The following is a 16,682-nucleotide window of genomic DNA, read 5'->3' as shown; positions in this document are numbered from 1 at the left end:
TAAAACTTATGACAAAAACAAGTAAGATTATTCGCACCAGCTACCTCTATATCGCCGCGTTAGTCAGTCTCATTTTTGTAGCAGTCGGAGCGGGAAGACTTATTGATACCGGATTAAAATACTATATTTTTCCGGCTGCGGAAAAGAAGAGTTACTATGAATGCAATCAACAGCCACCGGTTTCGCCAGTAATTTCAAAAGAAACTGCCTCAGAAGATCAAAAGACTCAGATTGATGCGCTCCTTAGGGATTATGAGAATTGGAAAGAGAACCAGTCGGGAGATAATTGCATCGTACCAGCCAGGCAAAATGAAGTTGTCGATGCTCTGACAATGGTGATTATCGCTCTGCCGATTCTCCTTGTTCATTGGAAATTCATCAAGAAAGAAAAAGGAGAGAAGGAAGAAAAAGCAGCCTAATAATTTTCGGGTTTAATTTTATGGATGATATGAAAAAAATCAGAGTGAGATTTGCGCCGTCGCCGACCGGATTTGTGCATATCGGTAGTTTGCGCACAGCTTTGTATGATTATTTATTTGCCAAAAAAACTGGCGGGGATTTTATTTTGAAAATTGAAGACACTGATCAGAAGCGCTATGTTGAAGGTTCGGTACAAAGCCTCATTAAATCGCTCGACTGGATGGGACTCAAGTGGAACGAAGGTGTTTTTTTGCAGACTGAGATTGCGGATGACCAAGCGACAGTCGTTAGCTCAAAAAATTACCCAGATATTTTGGAGGTGGGTGAATTTGGGCCTTATATCCAATCGGAAAAATTAGAAATCTACAAGAAATATGTCGATCAGTTAGTGAAAGACGGCAAAGCTTATTATTGCTTTTGCGAGCCAGAGCGACTGGAAAATATGCGAGCTGATTTGATTGCGGAGAAAAAAGCGCCGATGTATGACCGCTATTGTTTGCATAATATTAACGAAGAAAAAATTAACGAAAATCTCAAAAACAATTGTCCTTACACAATTAGGATGAAAATGCCCGAAGGGGAAACAATTGAAGTCGATGATCTAGTGCGCGGAAAGGTGAGCTTTAAGACCGAGCTCATTGATGACCAAATTCTTATGAAATCAGATGGCTTTCCGACCTATCACTTGGCCAATATGGTGGATGATCATGAAATGGGCATCACACACGTGATTCGGGGTGAAGAGTGGTTGCCAAGCTTACCCAAACATCTCATACTTTATCGCTATTTTGGCTGGGAAGCGCCCAAATTTGCCCATCTACCACTCCTGCTCAATCCTGACAAAACAAAACTGTCCAAGCGCCAAGGAGATGTAGCTGTTGAGGATTATATTAAAAAAGGTTACCTCAAAGAAGCGATCATAAATTTTGTGGCGCTTTTGGGCTGGAACCCGGGAGCAGGGGAGACGCAGGAGATTTTTTCATTGGATGAATTGGTGGAAAAATTTGAATTGGAAAAAGTGCACAAGGCTGGTGCAGTTTTTGATCTGAAAAAACTCGATTGGATCAATGCGCAATATCTGAAAAAACTTTCGATTGATGAACTTTATGAAAAAGCATTGCCATTTTTTGAACAGAAGAATTTTTTCCAAAGTGCCGGAGTGGAAAAAAAATCAGCAGAATTTCTCAAAAAAGTTCTGACGGTTGAACGTGACCGTCTGGCAAAATTGAGCGATGTTGGAGAAAATAATCAGTTCTTTTTTTCTGATGATTTGCAATACGACAAAACACTTTTGCGCTGGAAGGAAATGAGTAATGATGAACTGAAAAAAAATTTGGAAAAATCAAAAAATATTTTAGAAAATATTTCGCAAGATAATTGGACAAAAGAAAATCTGGAAAAAGCTCTTTTGGAAGCGGCGGGCGAAAAGAGGGGAGAGCTGCTCTGGCCGCTCCGCTCTGCCCTGACCGGAGCACAAAAATCCCCATCGCCTTTCGAGGTGGCTTGGGTTTTGGGAAAATTGGAAAGTATAAAAAGAATTGATGCGGCGCTTTCTTTAATTTAGAAAATTATGAGAATAGGAAATTCCGCCCAAGGCGGATCCGCCTTGGGCGGAAAAAATATAAAATATAAAAAAATTTTATTTTTTTCGGTTGGACTTTTATTTTTTGCGTTGCCACAATTCACTTTCGCTGATTCTTGCGATGATACTTGTGAGGCAAAATGTGTCGCGGCATATCCAACCAGCTCCAGTAGTCAGGATAATTGTGAGGACAAATGTGTTGATGATTGCAATGCGCTAGAAAAAAAAGCTAAGGTCTACGAAGACTTAATCAAACTAAAAAACAAACAACAAGACGCATTGGCTACTCAGTTGGATAGCATCAACAACGAGCAAGCAACAACGCTTGCGCAACTAAAAAAAGCGCAGGGTCAAGTTGAAACCCTCGGCCAGCAGATTGATGATCTTGCGGAGAAAATAAAAGCGGATGAAGTGAAGATTGATTATCAAAGAAAAATCCTCTCAGGTCTTATGCAATCCTATTATGAGTATGATCAACAAGGCGTTTTGCCAATTGTCCTAGCGGACAAAGCTTTTTCGGAAGTGTTGAATCAAATGGATTATATGGAACAATCAAGCAATAAGGTCTCTGATATTTTGACGGAAATCAAACAGACGAAGCAAGAATTGGTGGATAGTCAAAATTCGTTGATTGAAAAAAAAGCTGAAAGTGACAAAGCCAAAGAAACTTTAGCAGATAAAAAAGAAACTTTACAAGCGACAGAAAATCAAAAAACCAATCTACTAGTTCAAACGCAAGGTGAAGAAGAAAAATACAAAAAACTGCTCGCACGAGTCGAGGCGCAAAAAGAAGAGCTGTTTGATTTTAGCGCCGCCAGTAATATTGACGATGTCAGTTCGAGCGTCAGTAGCTATCCTAAACCGAGCAGTAACCTAGCATCGACTAGCTGGTATTTCTCCCAGAAAGATTCTCGTTGGGGCAATAAAAAAATCGGCAATTCTAAGACTTTAATGAAGTCATATGGTTGTGCGGTCACAGCCGTTGCGATGGTCTTCCGTAAAAACGGAGCAAGTATCGATCCAGGAAAGATGGCTTCGCAAAAAATTTATTATTATGATTTGATCCAATGGCCAACTACCTGGTCACCAGGTATCAGCTTAGTTTCTTCAATTTCGCATGGCAACATCAAATGGGCTACGGTTGACGCACAGATCAAAAAAGGTAATCCGGTAATTGTTTACATTAAACGCAGTCGTGGCGGTGGCCACTACGTCGTCATCACGGGTAAAGACAGTAAAGATTATATCGTCCATGATCCATATTTTGGAGCGAATCTATACTTAGGCACTTCAAAATCACTGGTAGGAAAATTGGGCGTAGATAGTAGTGTATCAATAGATCAAATGATCATCTATAATTAATTCTTTTTTTAACTAGACAATTAATCAAAGAGAGGGGTCAGTTTTTTAAAAAAGCAAATGCATAAAAAAAACGACCCTCAAAATTGCGCTAGGAGCAAATTAATGTGAATGGGTGGTGCATACATATCAAATAGCTATCTTGATTTAAGCAAGCAAACTTTCAGAAGACTTACACTTTAAAATCCCTAGCGTGTCGTAAAAGTGTTATTGTGCGACACGGTCAATATTTCCCGAAAGGCAGCCACTAATCAAAAAACCACCCTTCCCTATCATTAAAAATGATTTTCTGGACCAGTGGTTTTTAAATAGATTAAAATATAAAAATAGTTTATTTTGCAAAAATATTTTTTTTATTTTATCCATCCTCTCTTTCCTATTGTGTGATTTTTTTGAAAAACTAAAAAGTGCTTATTTATTTTTTTTCTTATAATCTTCAATCGCTGCCACCAGCGCTTCGCTGGCGAGATTTGAACAATGCATCTTGATTGGCGGTAGGCCGTCGAGCGCCTTGGCCACATCGTCGCGACTAATTTTGCTCGCCTCCTCAAGCGTCTTATTTTTTGCCAGATCAGTAATCATTGAAGATGTGGCGATGGCACTGGCGCAACCGAGCGTCTCAAATTTAATGTCAGAAATGACCTCACGTTTCTTGCTATCCTTTTTGACTTTGATATAGATCTTCATCAGATCGCCGCAGACTGGATTACCGACCATCCCGACGCCGTCGGGATCCTCGATCGTTCCCTGGTTGTGCGGAGCGGTGAAATGGCTAATCACCTCTTTGGAATAATTCATATATGTCAACGCTTAATATTGCGCAAATTAAAAATTAAATTTTATTTTTTTTCGAATAGTATTCTTTCAAAATTTCTCCAGAAACTTTTCGCAATTTTTCCAAAACTTTTTTTAGCTTGGAAACAAAAATAATCAACTCTTTTTTGGTCGTATATTTTCCCAGGCTGATGCGCAATGATCCATGGGCCTGTTCGGCCTTGAGTCCGAGTGCCAGAAGGACGTGCGAAGGACTGAGTGATCCTGAGGAGCAGGCTGAGCCAGTTGAGCAGGCGATGCCTTCGGCATCAAGATAAAGCAGGAGGCTTTCCCCTTCCACATCGGCAAAGCTAAAGTTGGCATTATTAGGCGACCTCTTGGATCGCGAGCCGTTCAGTTGGACCTTGGGAATTTCTTTCAATACTTTCTTAATTAGATAATCGCGCAGTTCTTTTATTTTTTTGGTTTCCTTTGGTTTGTTTTTTTCCAAGACTTCAATGGCCTTACCGAGACCCACGATGCCGGTCGAGTTGAGTGTGCCGGCACGGAGAGCAAATTCTTGCGCTCCACCGTCCTGAATTTGGCTTATTTTAGTGCCTTTTTTGACAAAGAGCATTCCTACGCCTTTTGGACCATAAATCTTATGGGCGGACATCGAAAGCAGATCAACACCTAATCTTTTGACGTTTGTGTCGAAATAGGTGACCGCTTGAGTGGCGTCAGTGTGAAAAATTATTTTACTCCCTCGCTTAATATTAATGGCGGAAAGAATTTTTCCAATTTGCGCGATCGGCTGTACGGTGCCAATCTCATTATTAACATACATCACGGAAATTAAAAGCGTGTTTACTTTAATCGCCTTTTCCAGATCCGTAGTCTTAATAATTCCATCCGCATAGACCGGAAGATAAGTGACCTCCACAATCCCCTCTTTTTCCAATTTTTGGCAAGTATTGAACACACAGCTATGCTCAAAAACAGTCGTGATGATATGGGGAATCTTTCCTTTGTTTTTTACATTTTTATTGTATGCGCGGAGTACCCCTTTGATAGCGAGATTATTTGACTCAGTCGCCCCGCTGGTGAAAATTATTTCTTCATCAGCGCATTTGAAAAAACTGGCCAAATTTTCTCGTGCACTAAAAACGGCGTCCGCGGCATTCCGGCCGAAAGAGTGAAGGGACGATGCGTTGCCAAATTCTTCACTAAAATATGGCAGCATTGTTTTCAGCACCTCAGTGTCCACGGGCGTTGTCGCCGCATAGTCTAAGTATATTTTTTCCTTAGCCATATCTTTAATAATTTTATATTAATTCACTTAACTTAATTGCGAATAATGTTTTTTTAATTTGATATGCTAGCTTGTTCCAGACAAGACTGGAAGCGCAGACCTTCGCTTTTTGGCAATGGCTTCCGTCGCACTTGGAAATGATCGGTCCTTCCATAATCTCAATGATCTCTCCGGCAGAAATCAGTTTAGGATTTTTGATGAGCGTGTATCCCCCGCTTTTGCCTTTCTGACTTTTGACAAGATTATCTTTACGGAGCATCCCAATCAATGTTTCCAAATATTTGGCAGAAATATTTTCCTCCTGCGAAATTTCCGAGATGTTTTTTTGTGCCGGATAGGCGCGTGCCAAAGCAACCATTGCTCGCAAGCCATATTCTGCTTTAGTGGAAAATTGCACAGCGGTACGACGAAGCTTTGGCGGAGTCGACTATTGATCAACAGTGGCCATGGCCTAGTCAAGTTAATTCATACTATATTACTATGCTTTTATTATAGCGCCTTTGCTAATCCTGTCAAATCCGTAACTTCTGTGCTATACTGGAGGGGCTAAATAGCCTAAATAACGAATCTCTATGCGCATCTCCTATTCCGCTCTGGAAACCTATAAAAGTTGTCCGTTGAAGTATAAATATCAGCAAATCGACAAAATTAAGACGCCCAAATCCAAGGAGGCGGTTTTTGGCACGATTTTGCATTCCACTTTGAAATTTATCCACACTCCGGGCATCCTCTCTCCGACTCTCGAGCAAGCGATGGAATTTTTTTCTAATTCTTGGAATCCAGCTGTGTTTGATTCGCCGGAAGAAGAACGCGCCGCTTTCGTGCAAGGCGTGAAAATTATCCAAGATTATTATCAAAAAAATAATCCGGCTGATTTTAATATTCTTAATTTGGAATCACGTTTTCAGATTGAAATCGGAACACCGGATAACAAGCATATCATTTCCGGCATCATTGACCGGATCGATCGCACGGCGGACGGTTTTGAAATTATTGATTATAAGACAGCCAAAAAAATGCCCACCCAAGAACGGGTCGAAGGTGATATGCAACTCTCGGTTTATTTGGCGGCTTTTCTGTCCTATTACCCGCAAGAAAAAGAGCATCTGGACAAAATTAAAGTCAGTCTCTATTTTTTGAAACACGGCATGAAGCTCACTGCCTCAAGGACCGAAGAACAGCTCAAAGAAAATGAAGCGGTCTTCTTGGAAACGATCAAACTGATCGAGGAAGGAAAATTCGAACCGACAATTTCCCCACTTTGCGATTGGTGTGGCTACCAAAATATCTGTCCGATGTGGAAGCATAAATTCAAAGAACTGCGCAAACTTGACACGGAAGAAATCGCCGGGCTGATTGATGAGTACATTGATCTCAAATCAGCCATGTCGATCACCAAAGATCGTCTAGCCAAAATCCAAGAAGACATCGTGACGTACATGGGTCAAGAAGGCGTCGAGCGAGTGTTTGGTCAGAATGGCCTGATTGCACGCAGCCTGCGCATCACCTATAAGTATGACGAGGAAAAAATTCAAGCAATCCTTTCGCCACTGGGAAAATGGCAGGAGGTTTTGAAGCTCGACAAAACTGCACTCAAAAATATTGCCGAACTGTTGCCCATGAATGTCAAAAAAGAAATTGAAAAAGCCAAAATTGAAGATAAAACGACTAGTAGTTTGATTGTGAAAAAAGGAAAAATATGAAAATGCCTCATTACATAAAAAGAGTCAAAGAAAAGATCAAGGAATTTTTCTTAATTGACGACACACCCCACAAAGTAGCGGGCGGTTTTGCTTTGGGAATTTTTTTTGGAATGATGCCGAGCGAAGGTCCCTTGACCACCTTTTTGATTTCTTCCCTATTGCGTTTCAATCGCCTTTCTGCTATGGCTGGAGTGTTTTCTTGTAACGCTTGGTCAACCTTAGCAGTTTTGCCACTAGCCACGGTGGTTGGTGGATTTGCCTTTCAAATCAGTCCACAATTGCTAGTGAATAGCTTCAAGGAGGCTTATGCGTTGGGTTTTGACTATCTTTTCACCAAGGCAATTTTCTTTGATATTTTGACGCCGTTTTTTGTCGGCTATTTCATTGTTTCAATTTCAATCGCCCTATTTTTTTACTTCTTGATTTTCTTCATGTTGAAGTATAGGAAGATCAAATTTAAATAATCCTGCTCGCGCTCGAGCCTGCGAGATGCCCCGTGCTCCAACAGATCTGCAGATTATACCCGCCAGTCGGACCATCCAGATCAATCATTTCCCCGGCAAAAAATAAATTTTCCATAATTTTAGAACGCATAGTTTTGGGGTCAATTTCCTTGAGCGCCACTCCCCCACTCGTAATCATCGCTGACTCGAAACCCATAACATCGGAGATGGTAAATTTCAATGATTTCAAAAGCGCCACGATTTTCTGGCGTTCTTTTTTAGTAAGAAAATTTAACTTCTTATCTGGATCAATCTGGGCCAGTTTTAAAATTAAATCTAGCATTTTTCGCGATAACAGTTCCCTGAAATAATTTTTAATATCTTTCCGATTATTCTCCTCGAAAGCCAAGACTAATTTTTTATCCAACTCGGAAACACTAAACTCAGGAAAAAGTTCCAATTCAATCACAACTGAGCCCTTTTGCAAAAGCGCATTAACAACTTTACTGGCATCGATAATCATGGGGCCACTCAGCCCAAAGTGCGTAAAAAGCATTTCACCCTGAAAGCTGGCTTGTTTTTTTTCGTCTTGCCACAGATTGATCAGCGCATTTTCCAAACTTAGACCTTGCAATTCAGAAATCCAATCTTCTTTGACTTTGATTGGGGCGAGTGCTGGTGCTGGTGTGATTATCGTATGGCCAAGCTCTTTGGCCCAAGTATAACCATCTCCAGTTGAGCCAGTGGCGGGGTAAGCCTTTCCGCCAGTACAAAGGATAAATTTATCCGCCGCAATTATTTCCTGGTCAACTTTTATGCCACTAATTTTATTGCCATCAGATTCAAATCCCAATACCTGCGCGCCTGTGATTATTTCCGCTCCATTATCTTTGAGATATTTTGTGAGCACTGAAAGTACATCGATTGCATCGTCTGAAACGGGAAAAACCCGACCGCCTTTTTCCACTTTTGTCGGTAGATTATTTTTCTCAAAAAATTCCACTACTTCATTTGGTCCAAAAGCTGAGAAAGCCGAAAAAATAAATTTGCCATTTCTGCCTAATTTTTCCACAAAGCCTCTCGCATCGTGATCAACTTGCGTGATATTGCACCGGCCATTGCCTGTGAGCAAAAGCTTTTTTCCCAATGCGGAATTTTTTTCCAAAAGCACCACTTTTGCGCCCAACTCCGCCGCTCTTCCCGCCGCCATCATTCCGGCCGGTCCAGCGCCGATGACTGCCACGTCAAATTTTTTGCCTGATTTATTCATAAAACTAGTTTAATACCCAATTGAATAAATAGCCAGTAAAAATTATTCCCGCGCCAACGATAGAAGCAAAAATTAAAATTAATTTTGCTTTCATCACTTTTTTGAGGATCATAAATTCTGGCAGTGAGAGTGCGGTCACGGCCATCATGAACGCCAATGTTGTTCCGAGCGCCACACCTTTTTCTGTAAGCGCACTGACCAACGGAATGATGCCAGCGGCATTAGAATATAGCGGAATGCCGATGAGCACTGCCAGCGGCACGGCGTACCATTTATCCGCTCCGGCGTATTGTGCCAGAAAATCCGTCGGCACATAACCATGGATCGAAGCACCCAGTCCCACGCCTATGATGATATAGGGCCAGACTTTTTTGATAATATCCCAAGTGTAATTTTTGGCGTATTTCATCCTTTCATTCCAAGACATTTCTGGCAGTTGGAATTGGCCGTTAAATTTATTCTTGTAGACAAATTCTTCCACCAGATTTTCCACATTCATTTTTCCAATCACAATTCCAGAAAGGATAGCGATAATAAGACCGCTTGCGACATAGAGGAAGGCGATTTTCCAGCCGAAAAGTCCAAAGAGCAAAACCAAAGCGACCTCATTGATCATTGGTGAAGCGACCAAAAATGAGAATGTTGTCCCGAGCGGAACCCCTGCCTGTACGAATCCCAAAAATAACGGTACGGCCGAGCAGGAGCAAAAAGGTGTGATAATCCCCAAAAGCGAGGCCAAAATATTTCCGACATATTTTTTTTCATGTGACAGAATCGTTCTAATTTTTTCCGGCGGAAGAAAAGAGCGAATGATAGAAACTGTGAAAATAATCACCACGAGCAAAAGCAAAATTTTGATTGTGTCGAAGATAAAAAAATTGACCGCTGACGCTAAGAGTGTGCCAGGTTCAATGGCTAGCGCAGAATAAGTCAGCCAGTTGGCGAAAAGTTGCACGGGATAAAATAGATCCATCGTTTTTGGTTATTTGATTAATTGCAATGATTGCATTTCAGCTCGAATTTTTCCGCTTCGCTGGCGGACATCATCTGGATCGTAATATGACTTATCCCAAACTGGTCAGCTAATATTTTTTGCGCTTCAAGGATTAATTTGTTCCGTTTTCCATTTTCCAGGTTTTCAATTTCTAGGTGAGTGCTCAAAAATCGACTATTGCTATCGGTCTGCCAGATATGCAAGTCATGCACATTGATGACACCAGCCAATGATTCAAGGGCACTTTTTACTTTTTCAAAATCAACATCGTCCGGCACTGATTCCATAAGAATATCCAATGCTTGCCTCAAGAGGATATAGGCTTCTTTGATTACGTAGATCGAAAGAATGATAGAAATGACCGGATCGACAATATACCAATGAAAAAAATAAATGAGCATCGCTCCTACAACTACGCCCAAGGAAAAGAGCGCATCTTGCAGGGAGTGGAGCCAAGCGCTTTTAAGGTTTAAATTTTTGTGGGCATCTTTTTTCAGGAAATAGGTGGCGATTCCATTACCGACGAGGGCGATTGATGCGGCGACAATCATCCAATTGCTGGTAATTTCCGAAGGGTGGAATAATCTTTGCGTCGCTTCGATCAAGATAAAAATCACAATTGTTAAAAGGACCAGCGAGTTAAAAAAGGCGATCAAGATTTCCGCTCGCTTATAGCCATAGGTCTTAGATTTGGTGTTCCCCCGCTCCTTGACCTTTTCACCCCACCAGCTCAAGCTCAATGCACCTACATCAGAAAAATTATGCAGTGCGTCTGACACCAGTGCCAGGCTACCGATGAAAAATCCGATCACTACCTCGAAAATGGTGATAAAAATATTGATCACTATCGCAATAAAGATGTTTGGTTTTTTTGTCATGAGAGGTTGATTAAATATTTAACTAAAAATTGCAGATAATAAATTCCCGCTATAAGAAAAACTGTCGCCACGGCATACCGTAGTATTTTCTCAAGTTTACCAGCAATGTCATACGTCTTGCTCACTTTTTCGATACTAAACGCTAAAATAAATGAGAACGCAATCACCGGCAACCCAGTGCCGATAGCGAACAGTGGTGGTAGTAATAAGCTTTCTGTTGAGTTGAATATCAATGGAATTAAAATCCCAAAAAATAATACTCCGCTAAAGGGGCAAAACGCGAGCGCAAATAACATTCCCAAAAATAGCGCACCTAAATAGCCCTTGTTTGCTAGCCACCTTTTCATCTTCTCTCCTCGCTTCCAGCCTCCGCCAAAATTAATTTTTATCACTCCGAACATCAAAAAACTGATGATAATCAAAACTATGCCTAACAATTTATCCCCCCAGCTCTGAAAAATCTTGGCGATTTCAAACGATGAAAGCCCGAAATAAATAAGGGTTGCCAGGAGAGTATAGCTGATAGTTCGGCCTAATGTGTACATCAAGCCACTTGTGAGGGTGTGTTTGGCCGTTTTTATATCTTTGGAAATATATGCGATGGCGGTGATGTTGGTCGCCAAAGGACAGGGACTGATGGAAGTCATCACGCCCAGGATAAAAGCGGAAAGCAAGGGAAAATTATATTGATCGATTAATGTGTTGAGAAATTCCATTTATTTTTCTTGAGCCGAAGTTTTGCTTCCAAGCATCCCTTTTAATTTGTCAGAAAGATAACTTATGAATCCCTGCTCGTTAGAAACCAATTGCCAGACTCGAGTATCATCTTTGATATGATCCTGTCCATCGTAGATTGGATTGATAAACAGTGCTGATCCTGTGGCTTTAAACTTGGTTGAAATTTCCTTGTTTTCCGGCAGATCAATGTTTATTTCTCGAAATTCAATTTTCCCCGTTTTTAGTTCTTCCGGAAATTCTTGCTCCACCGTTTCCTTGGCATATTTTCCGATGGCGATGCAAGAGGAGCAGCGCTGCGAGGCGTGAAAAAGAAAGACCTGAATTTTTTCTGCCGGTTTTAAATTTTCAGCTTCCGCAATTTTTGCCATGCCTTTTTCATTTCTGACAGTCGGAGTATTATCTTTGTTCGCGTAAGAATTTATCGCAAATATTCCGACTACGCCTATAATGACTATGACTGTATAGGAAAGATAAGGATTATTTTTTTTCATGAAATTATTTTTTGTTTTAATGATTATTTGGAAAGAACAGTTTTGATTTCAGAAATATCCGGTATTCTCCCAGTCGTTTCCACTTTTTCATTGATAACCAGTGCCGGCGTGCCCATTACGCCATATTTCATGATCTCCAAAATGTCGGTAATTTTTTCTACTTGTGCTTCAACCTTTAGTTCTTCAAGCGCTTTTTTGACGTTTGCTTCCAGCTTTAGGCAATTAGGGCATCCGGTACCCAAAATTTTAATGTTCATAATTTTGCTTGCATGGCACAATGCTTAAATGATTATTTAATTATTTGATCAAATATTTTTTTATACTCTCGGATGGTTTTTTTGTTCAAGTTGTAGCGGATAAAATTCCCTTCTCGCTTTTCGGTTAAAAGGTTAACATTTTTGAGTTGCTTAAGATGATGGGAAACGAGCTTATCGGAAATCTTCACAATTGGCACAATTTCACATACACACTTGGCGCCATCTTGCAGGACGCAGATGATTTTCAATCGATTAGCATCGGAAATGGCACGCAAAAATTCGTATGTTTTTTGAACATCCTGCTCTTTTTTTGAATTTTTAGCACAACATTTGAACTCCATTATAAAACTATTCTAATTTATATTAGAATAGTATGCTTAGCTTGAAATATTGTCAAGGTAAAATTAAAGAAGTGCTTTTTTAGCTGATTACAGTCCCATTAAACTTTTTCCCCTCCAGGCAATTTTCCATATTCTTGAGTTTTTTGCCATTGAGGATTACCACTTCCATTTTGGCTTCGGCGGCTAGTTTGGAGGCGATCGGATCGAACGGTGCGTTCATGCCTGGGTCCCATTTATCCCCGACCATTTTTCTAAAATCAGCCCAGGTGATATTTTTCAGTTTTTTAGCGTCTATAAATTTGTTCGGGTCTTTGTCGCAGACATAATCGATGTTGCTCATATTGATGATTTTGGTCACTCCGAAATATTTTCCCAACAGCACCGCGTCATAATCCGTAGAAAAACCGGGACGCCAGCCGGCGGCGACCAGGATGTTTTCCTTGAAATTAAAAAAATCCTCAAGATCATTGGGATTTTTGTTGATCACCGGGTGTGCATTGGCACGAAAAATTGTTCGGATAAAATGCGCGTTCATTCTTGTCGCGTGGATGCCCAACCAATCGCGGTCATCATCAGTCAATTTTTCTGTCACTTTCAAGGCTGCTTCTTGATAGCGTCTGGCCAATTTTCCACCTCCGGTAATGATGATAAAACGCGAACCCTTGGTGATTTGTTTTTTGATAATTTCCTTGAAACTTTTTACGAACCGCCAATCGATTTCATCAGGCACAATGAGCGACCCACCAAGAGAAATGACAATAATATTGTCCTTTTGCATAAATATTTATTTTAAAAAATAATTAATTTATTATTTAATACAATTCTTATCCGCCACTCTCCCCTGCTTCAGGGCATCATCAAGACTGGAAAAACAAACGAGATTTTCTGGCTTAATTGATTTGGCATAGCGGCAGGTTGGCAGATGTACTTTGTCGGAGCTCTTACTGCCTACATAGGCGCAATTGGGGGCTAAGATTTTCGCTTCAGTGGGGTTTTGAGTGCTTTCTGGCGTAGCAGCCCCTGCTACAATTGGGGCACCTTCTGGGTCATTTTTGGCTATTTCTGTTGTTTTTTCAATCACAATTGCCTTTGTTTGGCCTTTTTTACCTTCAATTTTGCCAAATTGGAAAGAAATGAGCGCCACCAAAATAAATCCGGTCAAAAGCACCAGTTTCATTTCATGTTCGATTAGAAAATTTTTGATATATCCCATCATTGACATTATAGCATAAGTTCGCTAGAATACATCTTGTTAGTTATATCAGATTAATTGCGGATTGGCACGGGACAAATTTAGACATTCCCGGCTTTTATTTTCGCGGATACTTATGGCACATCGTAAAGCAGGTGGATCTACCCAACTTGGAAGAGACTCTATTTCCAAAAGACTCGGCGTTAAGATTTTTGGCGATCAAAAAGTCAAAACCGGACAAATCATCATCCGCCAACGCGGATCAAAATATCATCCCGGCAAAAACGTCAAACGAGGTGAAGACGATACCCTGTTCGCACTTGCGGATGGTTTCGTGAAATTCTCCACAAAGAAAGTACGTGCTTTCACAGGCAAGCTCGTGCAAAGGAGATATGTTTCTGTGGCGGACAAGATTGTGCCGAAAAAAATCAGAACCACTGATTAGCACTGGTTACACTTGATTTCACTGATTCGGAAATTCAATCATGTGCAATCAGGAAAATCAGGTGCTAATCATGTGGTTCAGACAACTTTAAGACATAAAAAAATTCCGATTATACTCGGAATTTTTTTATGTTCATTTTTGACTTGCTATTTTTGTAACTTAACTAAGCAATTCATTAATCACCTTCCATATTTTTTTGTTGATTAGCAATTAAGAAACATTTATATTACAGCAGGTATTTTGCTTCTGGCAAGAAACTACTTCTTCTTATTCTTCCAACTCGCCTTCACAAACTCAAAAAACAACGGATGGGAAGTGAGTGGTTTGGATGTTAGTTCGGGGTGGAATTGGGCGCCGACGAAAAATGGATGGACTGATTGGGGTAGTTCAGTGATTTCCATAAGCTTGCTGTCTGGTGAAGTGCCGGAAAAGACCAAGCCGGCTTTTTCCAATCTTTTGATATATTCCGGATTGACTTCCCAGCGATGTCTGTGCCGTTCGGAAATCTTGGGTTTTTTGTATGCACCATAAGCCACTGTGCCTTTTTTGAGAATGGCAGGATAGGCGCCGAGTCGCATCGTAGCGCCAAAGTTGTGGTCTTCGAGATTCTTTTTTTGCTCCGGCATGATGTCAATGACTGGATTTTTGGTTTTGCGTTCAATCTCAGTGGTGTGGGCGTCTTTGAGGCCCAAAACATTTCTGGCATATTCAATTACAGCCAGTTGCATGCCATAGCAAAGTCCCAAAAAGGGAATTTTGTTTTCGCGCAAAAATTGGATAGCCTTGATCTTACCTTCAATTCCCCGCGAACCAAAACCACCAGGAATGATAATGCCATCATAATTTTTCAGCTCCTCCAATTTTTCCGGTTCTTTCTCAAAGACCTCGCTGTTGATCCAAGCGATTTCCGGCTTTAATTTATTTTTGAATGCCGCGTGCTTGATCGCTTCGATCACGCTGATATAGGCATCAGAGAGGACGAAATCACCGGTACCGAAATATTTTCCCACCACGCCAATCTTGATTTTTTCCTTGGCTGATTTGATGCCTTCCACGAAATCATACCACTCTTTCATGTTGGATTTTTTGTTTTCTGGCAAGTTGAGTTTTTTCAAAATTAAACGACTCAAATCATCGCGTTCAAAGTTGACTGGAATTTCATAGATATTGTCCGCGTCCGGAGCAGAGATGACATAGCGCTCAGAAATATTGCAAAACATGCCCAATTTTTCTTTGCGTTTTTGGTCAAGGAAAGTTTCACTGCGTGCGATGATCACGTCCGGTTGGATGCCGGCGCCATTGAGAGTCCGCACGGCATATTGCGTTGGCTTAGTCTTCATCTCGCCGACTTTCGAGGGAATTGGGAGGTAGCTAACCATCACAAACATCACATCTTCCGGATATTTAATTTTCATCATTCTGGCTGCTTCCAGAAAAAGAATGTTTTGGTATTCACCAATCGTGCCGCCGATTTCAATGAGAGTGACATCTGATTTGGCTTTTGCCGAAGCCTTTTCAATTCGGTCGATCACTTCCAAGGGAATATGCGGAACCACTTCCACGCATTTACCGTTATAGCCCAAATTGCGTTCCCGATGAATGACAGTTTGATAGACGCTTCCCGTGGTCATATAGTTATCGCTCGGCAGGGTAATATTGAGAAATCTCTCATAGTTTCCCATATCCTGGTCGGTTTCATAACCATCATTCAAAACAAAAACTTCGCCGTGTTCTGTTGGATTCATCGTGCCGGCATCAACGTTGATGTAGGGATCAATTTTGATTGCCGTAACACTCAGTCCTCGCGCCTTCAAGATAATTCCGATCGACGAAGTCGATATGCCCTTCCCCACTCCACTCATCACTCCCCCGACGATGAATATGAACTTGCGGTTTTGTTTCATATTTTTTACCTTTGCAGGAGCGGGTTTGTAACCCGGTCCGCGTATTTTAAAATTAATTTTTTACAGACAAAAAGTCGCTTCCCCCGCGACTTTTTATTTTTTCAAAAATAGAACGAATAAAACTTATGCCTCTTTGGAAACAACGAGCTTTATCTTTGTCTCAACTCCCCCAGCCAAACTGACCTTGATTTCATACTCTCCGATTTCTTTGATATGCGCTGGCATCGTGATCGATTTTTCGGCAACGTCAAACCCCGAAGTACTGATTATTTTGGCAATATCTTTGGCGGAAATTGATCCAAACAGTTTTCCTTCTTTGCCTTTCGCTTTAATTTCAAATGATTTATCTTTCAATTCAGCTGCGATTTTTTTAGTCTTTTCTGAATTTTCCAGTTCGGCGATTTTTTCTTTTTTCCTTTGCGCATCGATTCTTTCAATCGCTTCTTTCGAAGCCGTTTCGGCTAATTTTTTAGCAAACAAAAAATTACGAGCATAACCGTCTGAGACGTTTTTCAATTCGCCTTTTTTGCCCAAATTTTTGACGTCTTGGAGGAGAATTATTTGCATAGTTTTAGTATAACGCAGATGCGTCATTTTGGG

General features: G+C 40.8%; 20 protein-coding genes. 6 read left to right on the top strand and 14 right to left on the bottom strand.

Translation table 11 applies throughout. The annotated features are described in order from the left end of the window. The first annotated feature begins 8 nt into the window (after window positions 1–8). From WC848_03300 to WC848_03290, 3 genes are read left to right on the top strand one after another with little or no spacing between them, the layout of a single operon-like run. Window positions 9–419: a hypothetical protein gene (locus WC848_03300; protein MFA5961682.1), complete on the top strand. Its 411-nt coding sequence runs from the start codon at window positions 9–11 to the stop codon at window positions 417–419. Between the two features lie 29 nt (window positions 420–448). Next, a complete protein-coding gene (gltX, locus tag WC848_03295; protein MFA5961681.1) occupies window positions 449–1,984 on the top strand; it encodes a glutamate--tRNA ligase in 1,536 nt (511 codons plus the stop codon). Between the two features lie 6 nt (window positions 1,985–1,990). Further along, a complete protein-coding gene (locus WC848_03290) occupies window positions 1,991–3,364 on the top strand; it encodes a C39 family peptidase (GenBank protein ID MFA5961680.1) in 1,374 nt (457 codons plus the stop codon). 408 nt (window positions 3,365–3,772) lie between these two features. Here WC848_03290 and WC848_03285 read toward each other — a convergent pair whose 3' ends face one another. Genes WC848_03285 through WC848_03275 form a run of 3 tightly spaced genes read right to left on the bottom strand, consistent with a single transcriptional unit; the run spans window position 3,773 to window position 5,823 of the window. Then, complete coding sequence (locus tag WC848_03285) at window positions 3,773–4,159, bottom strand: iron-sulfur cluster assembly scaffold protein (GenBank protein ID MFA5961679.1); 387 nt, start codon at window positions 4,157–4,159, stop codon at window positions 3,773–3,775. A 34-nt stretch (window positions 4,160–4,193) separates the two neighbouring features. Continuing rightward, window positions 4,194–5,426 (bottom strand): cysteine desulfurase family protein, encoded by a 1,233-nt coding sequence (locus WC848_03280; protein ID MFA5961678.1) that lies wholly within the window; start codon window positions 5,424–5,426, stop codon window positions 4,194–4,196. A gap of 13 nt (window positions 5,427–5,439) precedes the next feature. Next, a complete protein-coding gene (locus WC848_03275) occupies window positions 5,440–5,823 on the bottom strand; it encodes an Rrf2 family transcriptional regulator (GenBank protein ID MFA5961677.1) in 384 nt (127 codons plus the stop codon). A 175-nt stretch (window positions 5,824–5,998) separates the two neighbouring features. Here WC848_03275 and WC848_03270 point away from each other — a divergent pair, with 175 nt between their 5' ends. Continuing rightward, the gene (locus tag WC848_03270) at window positions 5,999–7,129 is read left to right on the top strand and encodes a PD-(D/E)XK nuclease family protein (protein MFA5961676.1); all 1,131 of its coding nucleotides are present in this window, start codon (window positions 5,999–6,001) and stop codon (window positions 7,127–7,129) included. Further along, entirely contained in the window at window positions 7,126–7,593 is a 468-nt protein-coding gene (locus WC848_03265) for a DUF2062 domain-containing protein (GenBank protein ID MFA5961675.1), read from the top strand. Before WC848_03270 ends, WC848_03265 begins: the two co-directional genes overlap by 4 nt. Here the strand turns inward: WC848_03265 and WC848_03260 are convergent. From WC848_03260 to WC848_03220, 9 genes are all read right to left on the bottom strand, one after another. Then, window positions 7,586–8,842 carry an NAD(P)/FAD-dependent oxidoreductase gene (locus tag WC848_03260; protein ID MFA5961674.1) on the bottom strand — a complete coding sequence of 419 codons (1,257 nt, stop codon included), beginning with the start codon at window positions 8,840–8,842 and terminating at the stop codon, window positions 7,586–7,588. The two genes, WC848_03265 and WC848_03260, sit on opposite strands and share 8 nt — an antisense overlap. A gap of 4 nt (window positions 8,843–8,846) precedes the next feature. After that, window positions 8,847–9,815: a permease gene (locus WC848_03255; protein ID MFA5961673.1), complete on the bottom strand. Its 969-nt coding sequence runs from the start codon at window positions 9,813–9,815 to the stop codon at window positions 8,847–8,849. 17 nt (window positions 9,816–9,832) lie between these two features. Continuing rightward, complete coding sequence (locus tag WC848_03250; protein ID MFA5961672.1) at window positions 9,833–10,714, bottom strand: cation diffusion facilitator family transporter; 882 nt, start codon at window positions 10,712–10,714, stop codon at window positions 9,833–9,835. Then, window positions 10,711–11,430 carry an aromatic aminobenezylarsenical efflux permease ArsG family transporter gene (locus tag WC848_03245; GenBank protein MFA5961671.1) on the bottom strand — a complete coding sequence of 240 codons (720 nt, stop codon included), beginning with the start codon at window positions 11,428–11,430 and terminating at the stop codon, window positions 10,711–10,713. Before WC848_03245 ends, WC848_03250 begins: the two co-directional genes overlap by 4 nt. Then, window positions 11,431–11,943, bottom strand: coding sequence for a nitrophenyl compound nitroreductase subunit ArsF family protein (locus WC848_03240; GenBank protein MFA5961670.1), 513 nt, complete (start codon window positions 11,941–11,943; stop codon window positions 11,431–11,433). Between the two features lie 23 nt (window positions 11,944–11,966). Next, window positions 11,967–12,200: a thioredoxin family protein gene (locus tag WC848_03235; protein ID MFA5961669.1), complete on the bottom strand. Its 234-nt coding sequence runs from the start codon at window positions 12,198–12,200 to the stop codon at window positions 11,967–11,969. A gap of 32 nt (window positions 12,201–12,232) precedes the next feature. Next, complete coding sequence (locus tag WC848_03230; GenBank protein ID MFA5961668.1) at window positions 12,233–12,541, bottom strand: metalloregulator ArsR/SmtB family transcription factor; 309 nt, start codon at window positions 12,539–12,541, stop codon at window positions 12,233–12,235. Between the two features lie 79 nt (window positions 12,542–12,620). Further along, the gene (gene pyrH / locus WC848_03225) at window positions 12,621–13,319 is read right to left on the bottom strand and encodes a UMP kinase (GenBank protein MFA5961667.1); all 699 of its coding nucleotides are present in this window, start codon (window positions 13,317–13,319) and stop codon (window positions 12,621–12,623) included. Window positions 13,320–13,349: 30 nt separating this feature from the next. Continuing rightward, window positions 13,350–13,757, bottom strand: coding sequence for a hypothetical protein (locus tag WC848_03220; GenBank protein MFA5961666.1), 408 nt, complete (start codon window positions 13,755–13,757; stop codon window positions 13,350–13,352). Between the two features lie 112 nt (window positions 13,758–13,869). Here WC848_03220 and rpmA point away from each other — a divergent pair, with 112 nt between their 5' ends. Next, on the top strand, window positions 13,870–14,178 hold the full coding sequence (gene rpmA / locus WC848_03215) for a 50S ribosomal protein L27 (protein ID MFA5961665.1): 309 nt from the start codon (window positions 13,870–13,872) through the stop codon (window positions 14,176–14,178). Window positions 14,179–14,435: 257 nt separating this feature from the next. On the opposite strand, the gene WC848_03210 is transcribed toward rpmA, so the two are convergent. Both WC848_03210 and rplI read right to left on the bottom strand, forming a co-directional pair. Beyond that, window positions 14,436–16,082 carry a CTP synthase gene (locus tag WC848_03210; GenBank protein ID MFA5961664.1) on the bottom strand — a complete coding sequence of 549 codons (1,647 nt, stop codon included), beginning with the start codon at window positions 16,080–16,082 and terminating at the stop codon, window positions 14,436–14,438. Between the two features lie 123 nt (window positions 16,083–16,205). Further along, a complete protein-coding gene (rplI, locus tag WC848_03205; GenBank protein ID MFA5961663.1) occupies window positions 16,206–16,649 on the bottom strand; it encodes a 50S ribosomal protein L9 in 444 nt (147 codons plus the stop codon). Window positions 16,650–16,682: the final 33 nt, after the last annotated feature.

The sequence above is a fragment of the Parcubacteria group bacterium genome (genome assembly GCA_041659505.1).
GTDB lineage: Bacteria > Patescibacteriota > Minisyncoccia > Moranbacterales > UBA2206 > UBA9630.
This window is presented reverse-complemented; position numbering and strand designations above follow the sequence as displayed.

Bases quoted from the DNA above. Each gene is read 5' to 3' on its own strand.
- WC848_03300 (MFA5961682.1), top strand. From the start codon at position 9: ATGACAAAAACAAGTAAGATTATTCGCACCAGCTACCTCTATATCGCC.
- gltX (MFA5961681.1), top strand. From the start codon at position 449: ATGAAAAAAATCAGAGTGAGATTTGCGCCGTCGCCGACCGGATTTGTG.
- WC848_03290 (MFA5961680.1), top strand. From the start codon at position 1,991: ATGAGAATAGGAAATTCCGCCCAAGGCGGATCCGCCTTGGGCGGAAAA.
- WC848_03285 (MFA5961679.1), bottom strand. From the start codon at position 4,159: ATGAATTATTCCAAAGAGGTGATTAGCCATTTCACCGCTCCGCACAAC.
- WC848_03280 (MFA5961678.1), bottom strand. From the start codon at position 5,426: ATGGCTAAGGAAAAAATATACTTAGACTATGCGGCGACAACGCCCGTG.
- WC848_03270 (MFA5961676.1), top strand. From the start codon at position 5,999: ATGCGCATCTCCTATTCCGCTCTGGAAACCTATAAAAGTTGTCCGTTG.
- WC848_03265 (MFA5961675.1), top strand. From the start codon at position 7,126: ATGAAAATGCCTCATTACATAAAAAGAGTCAAAGAAAAGATCAAGGAA.
- WC848_03260 (MFA5961674.1), bottom strand. From the start codon at position 8,842: ATGAATAAATCAGGCAAAAAATTTGACGTGGCAGTCATCGGCGCTGGA.
- WC848_03255 (MFA5961673.1), bottom strand. From the start codon at position 9,815: ATGGATCTATTTTATCCCGTGCAACTTTTCGCCAACTGGCTGACTTAT.
- WC848_03250 (MFA5961672.1), bottom strand. From the start codon at position 10,714: ATGACAAAAAAACCAAACATCTTTATTGCGATAGTGATCAATATTTTT.
- WC848_03245 (MFA5961671.1), bottom strand. From the start codon at position 11,430: ATGGAATTTCTCAACACATTAATCGATCAATATAATTTTCCCTTGCTT.
- WC848_03240 (MFA5961670.1), bottom strand. From the start codon at position 11,943: ATGAAAAAAAATAATCCTTATCTTTCCTATACAGTCATAGTCATTATA.
- WC848_03235 (MFA5961669.1), bottom strand. From the start codon at position 12,200: ATGAACATTAAAATTTTGGGTACCGGATGCCCTAATTGCCTAAAGCTG.
- WC848_03230 (MFA5961668.1), bottom strand. From the start codon at position 12,541: ATGGAGTTCAAATGTTGTGCTAAAAATTCAAAAAAAGAGCAGGATGTT.
- pyrH (MFA5961667.1), bottom strand. From the start codon at position 13,319: ATGCAAAAGGACAATATTATTGTCATTTCTCTTGGTGGGTCGCTCATT.
- WC848_03220 (MFA5961666.1), bottom strand. From the start codon at position 13,757: ATGATGGGATATATCAAAAATTTTCTAATCGAACATGAAATGAAACTG.
- rpmA (MFA5961665.1), top strand. From the start codon at position 13,870: ATGGCACATCGTAAAGCAGGTGGATCTACCCAACTTGGAAGAGACTCT.
- WC848_03210 (MFA5961664.1), bottom strand. From the start codon at position 16,082: ATGAAACAAAACCGCAAGTTCATATTCATCGTCGGGGGAGTGATGAGT.
- rplI (MFA5961663.1), bottom strand. From the start codon at position 16,649: ATGCAAATAATTCTCCTCCAAGACGTCAAAAATTTGGGCAAAAAAGGC.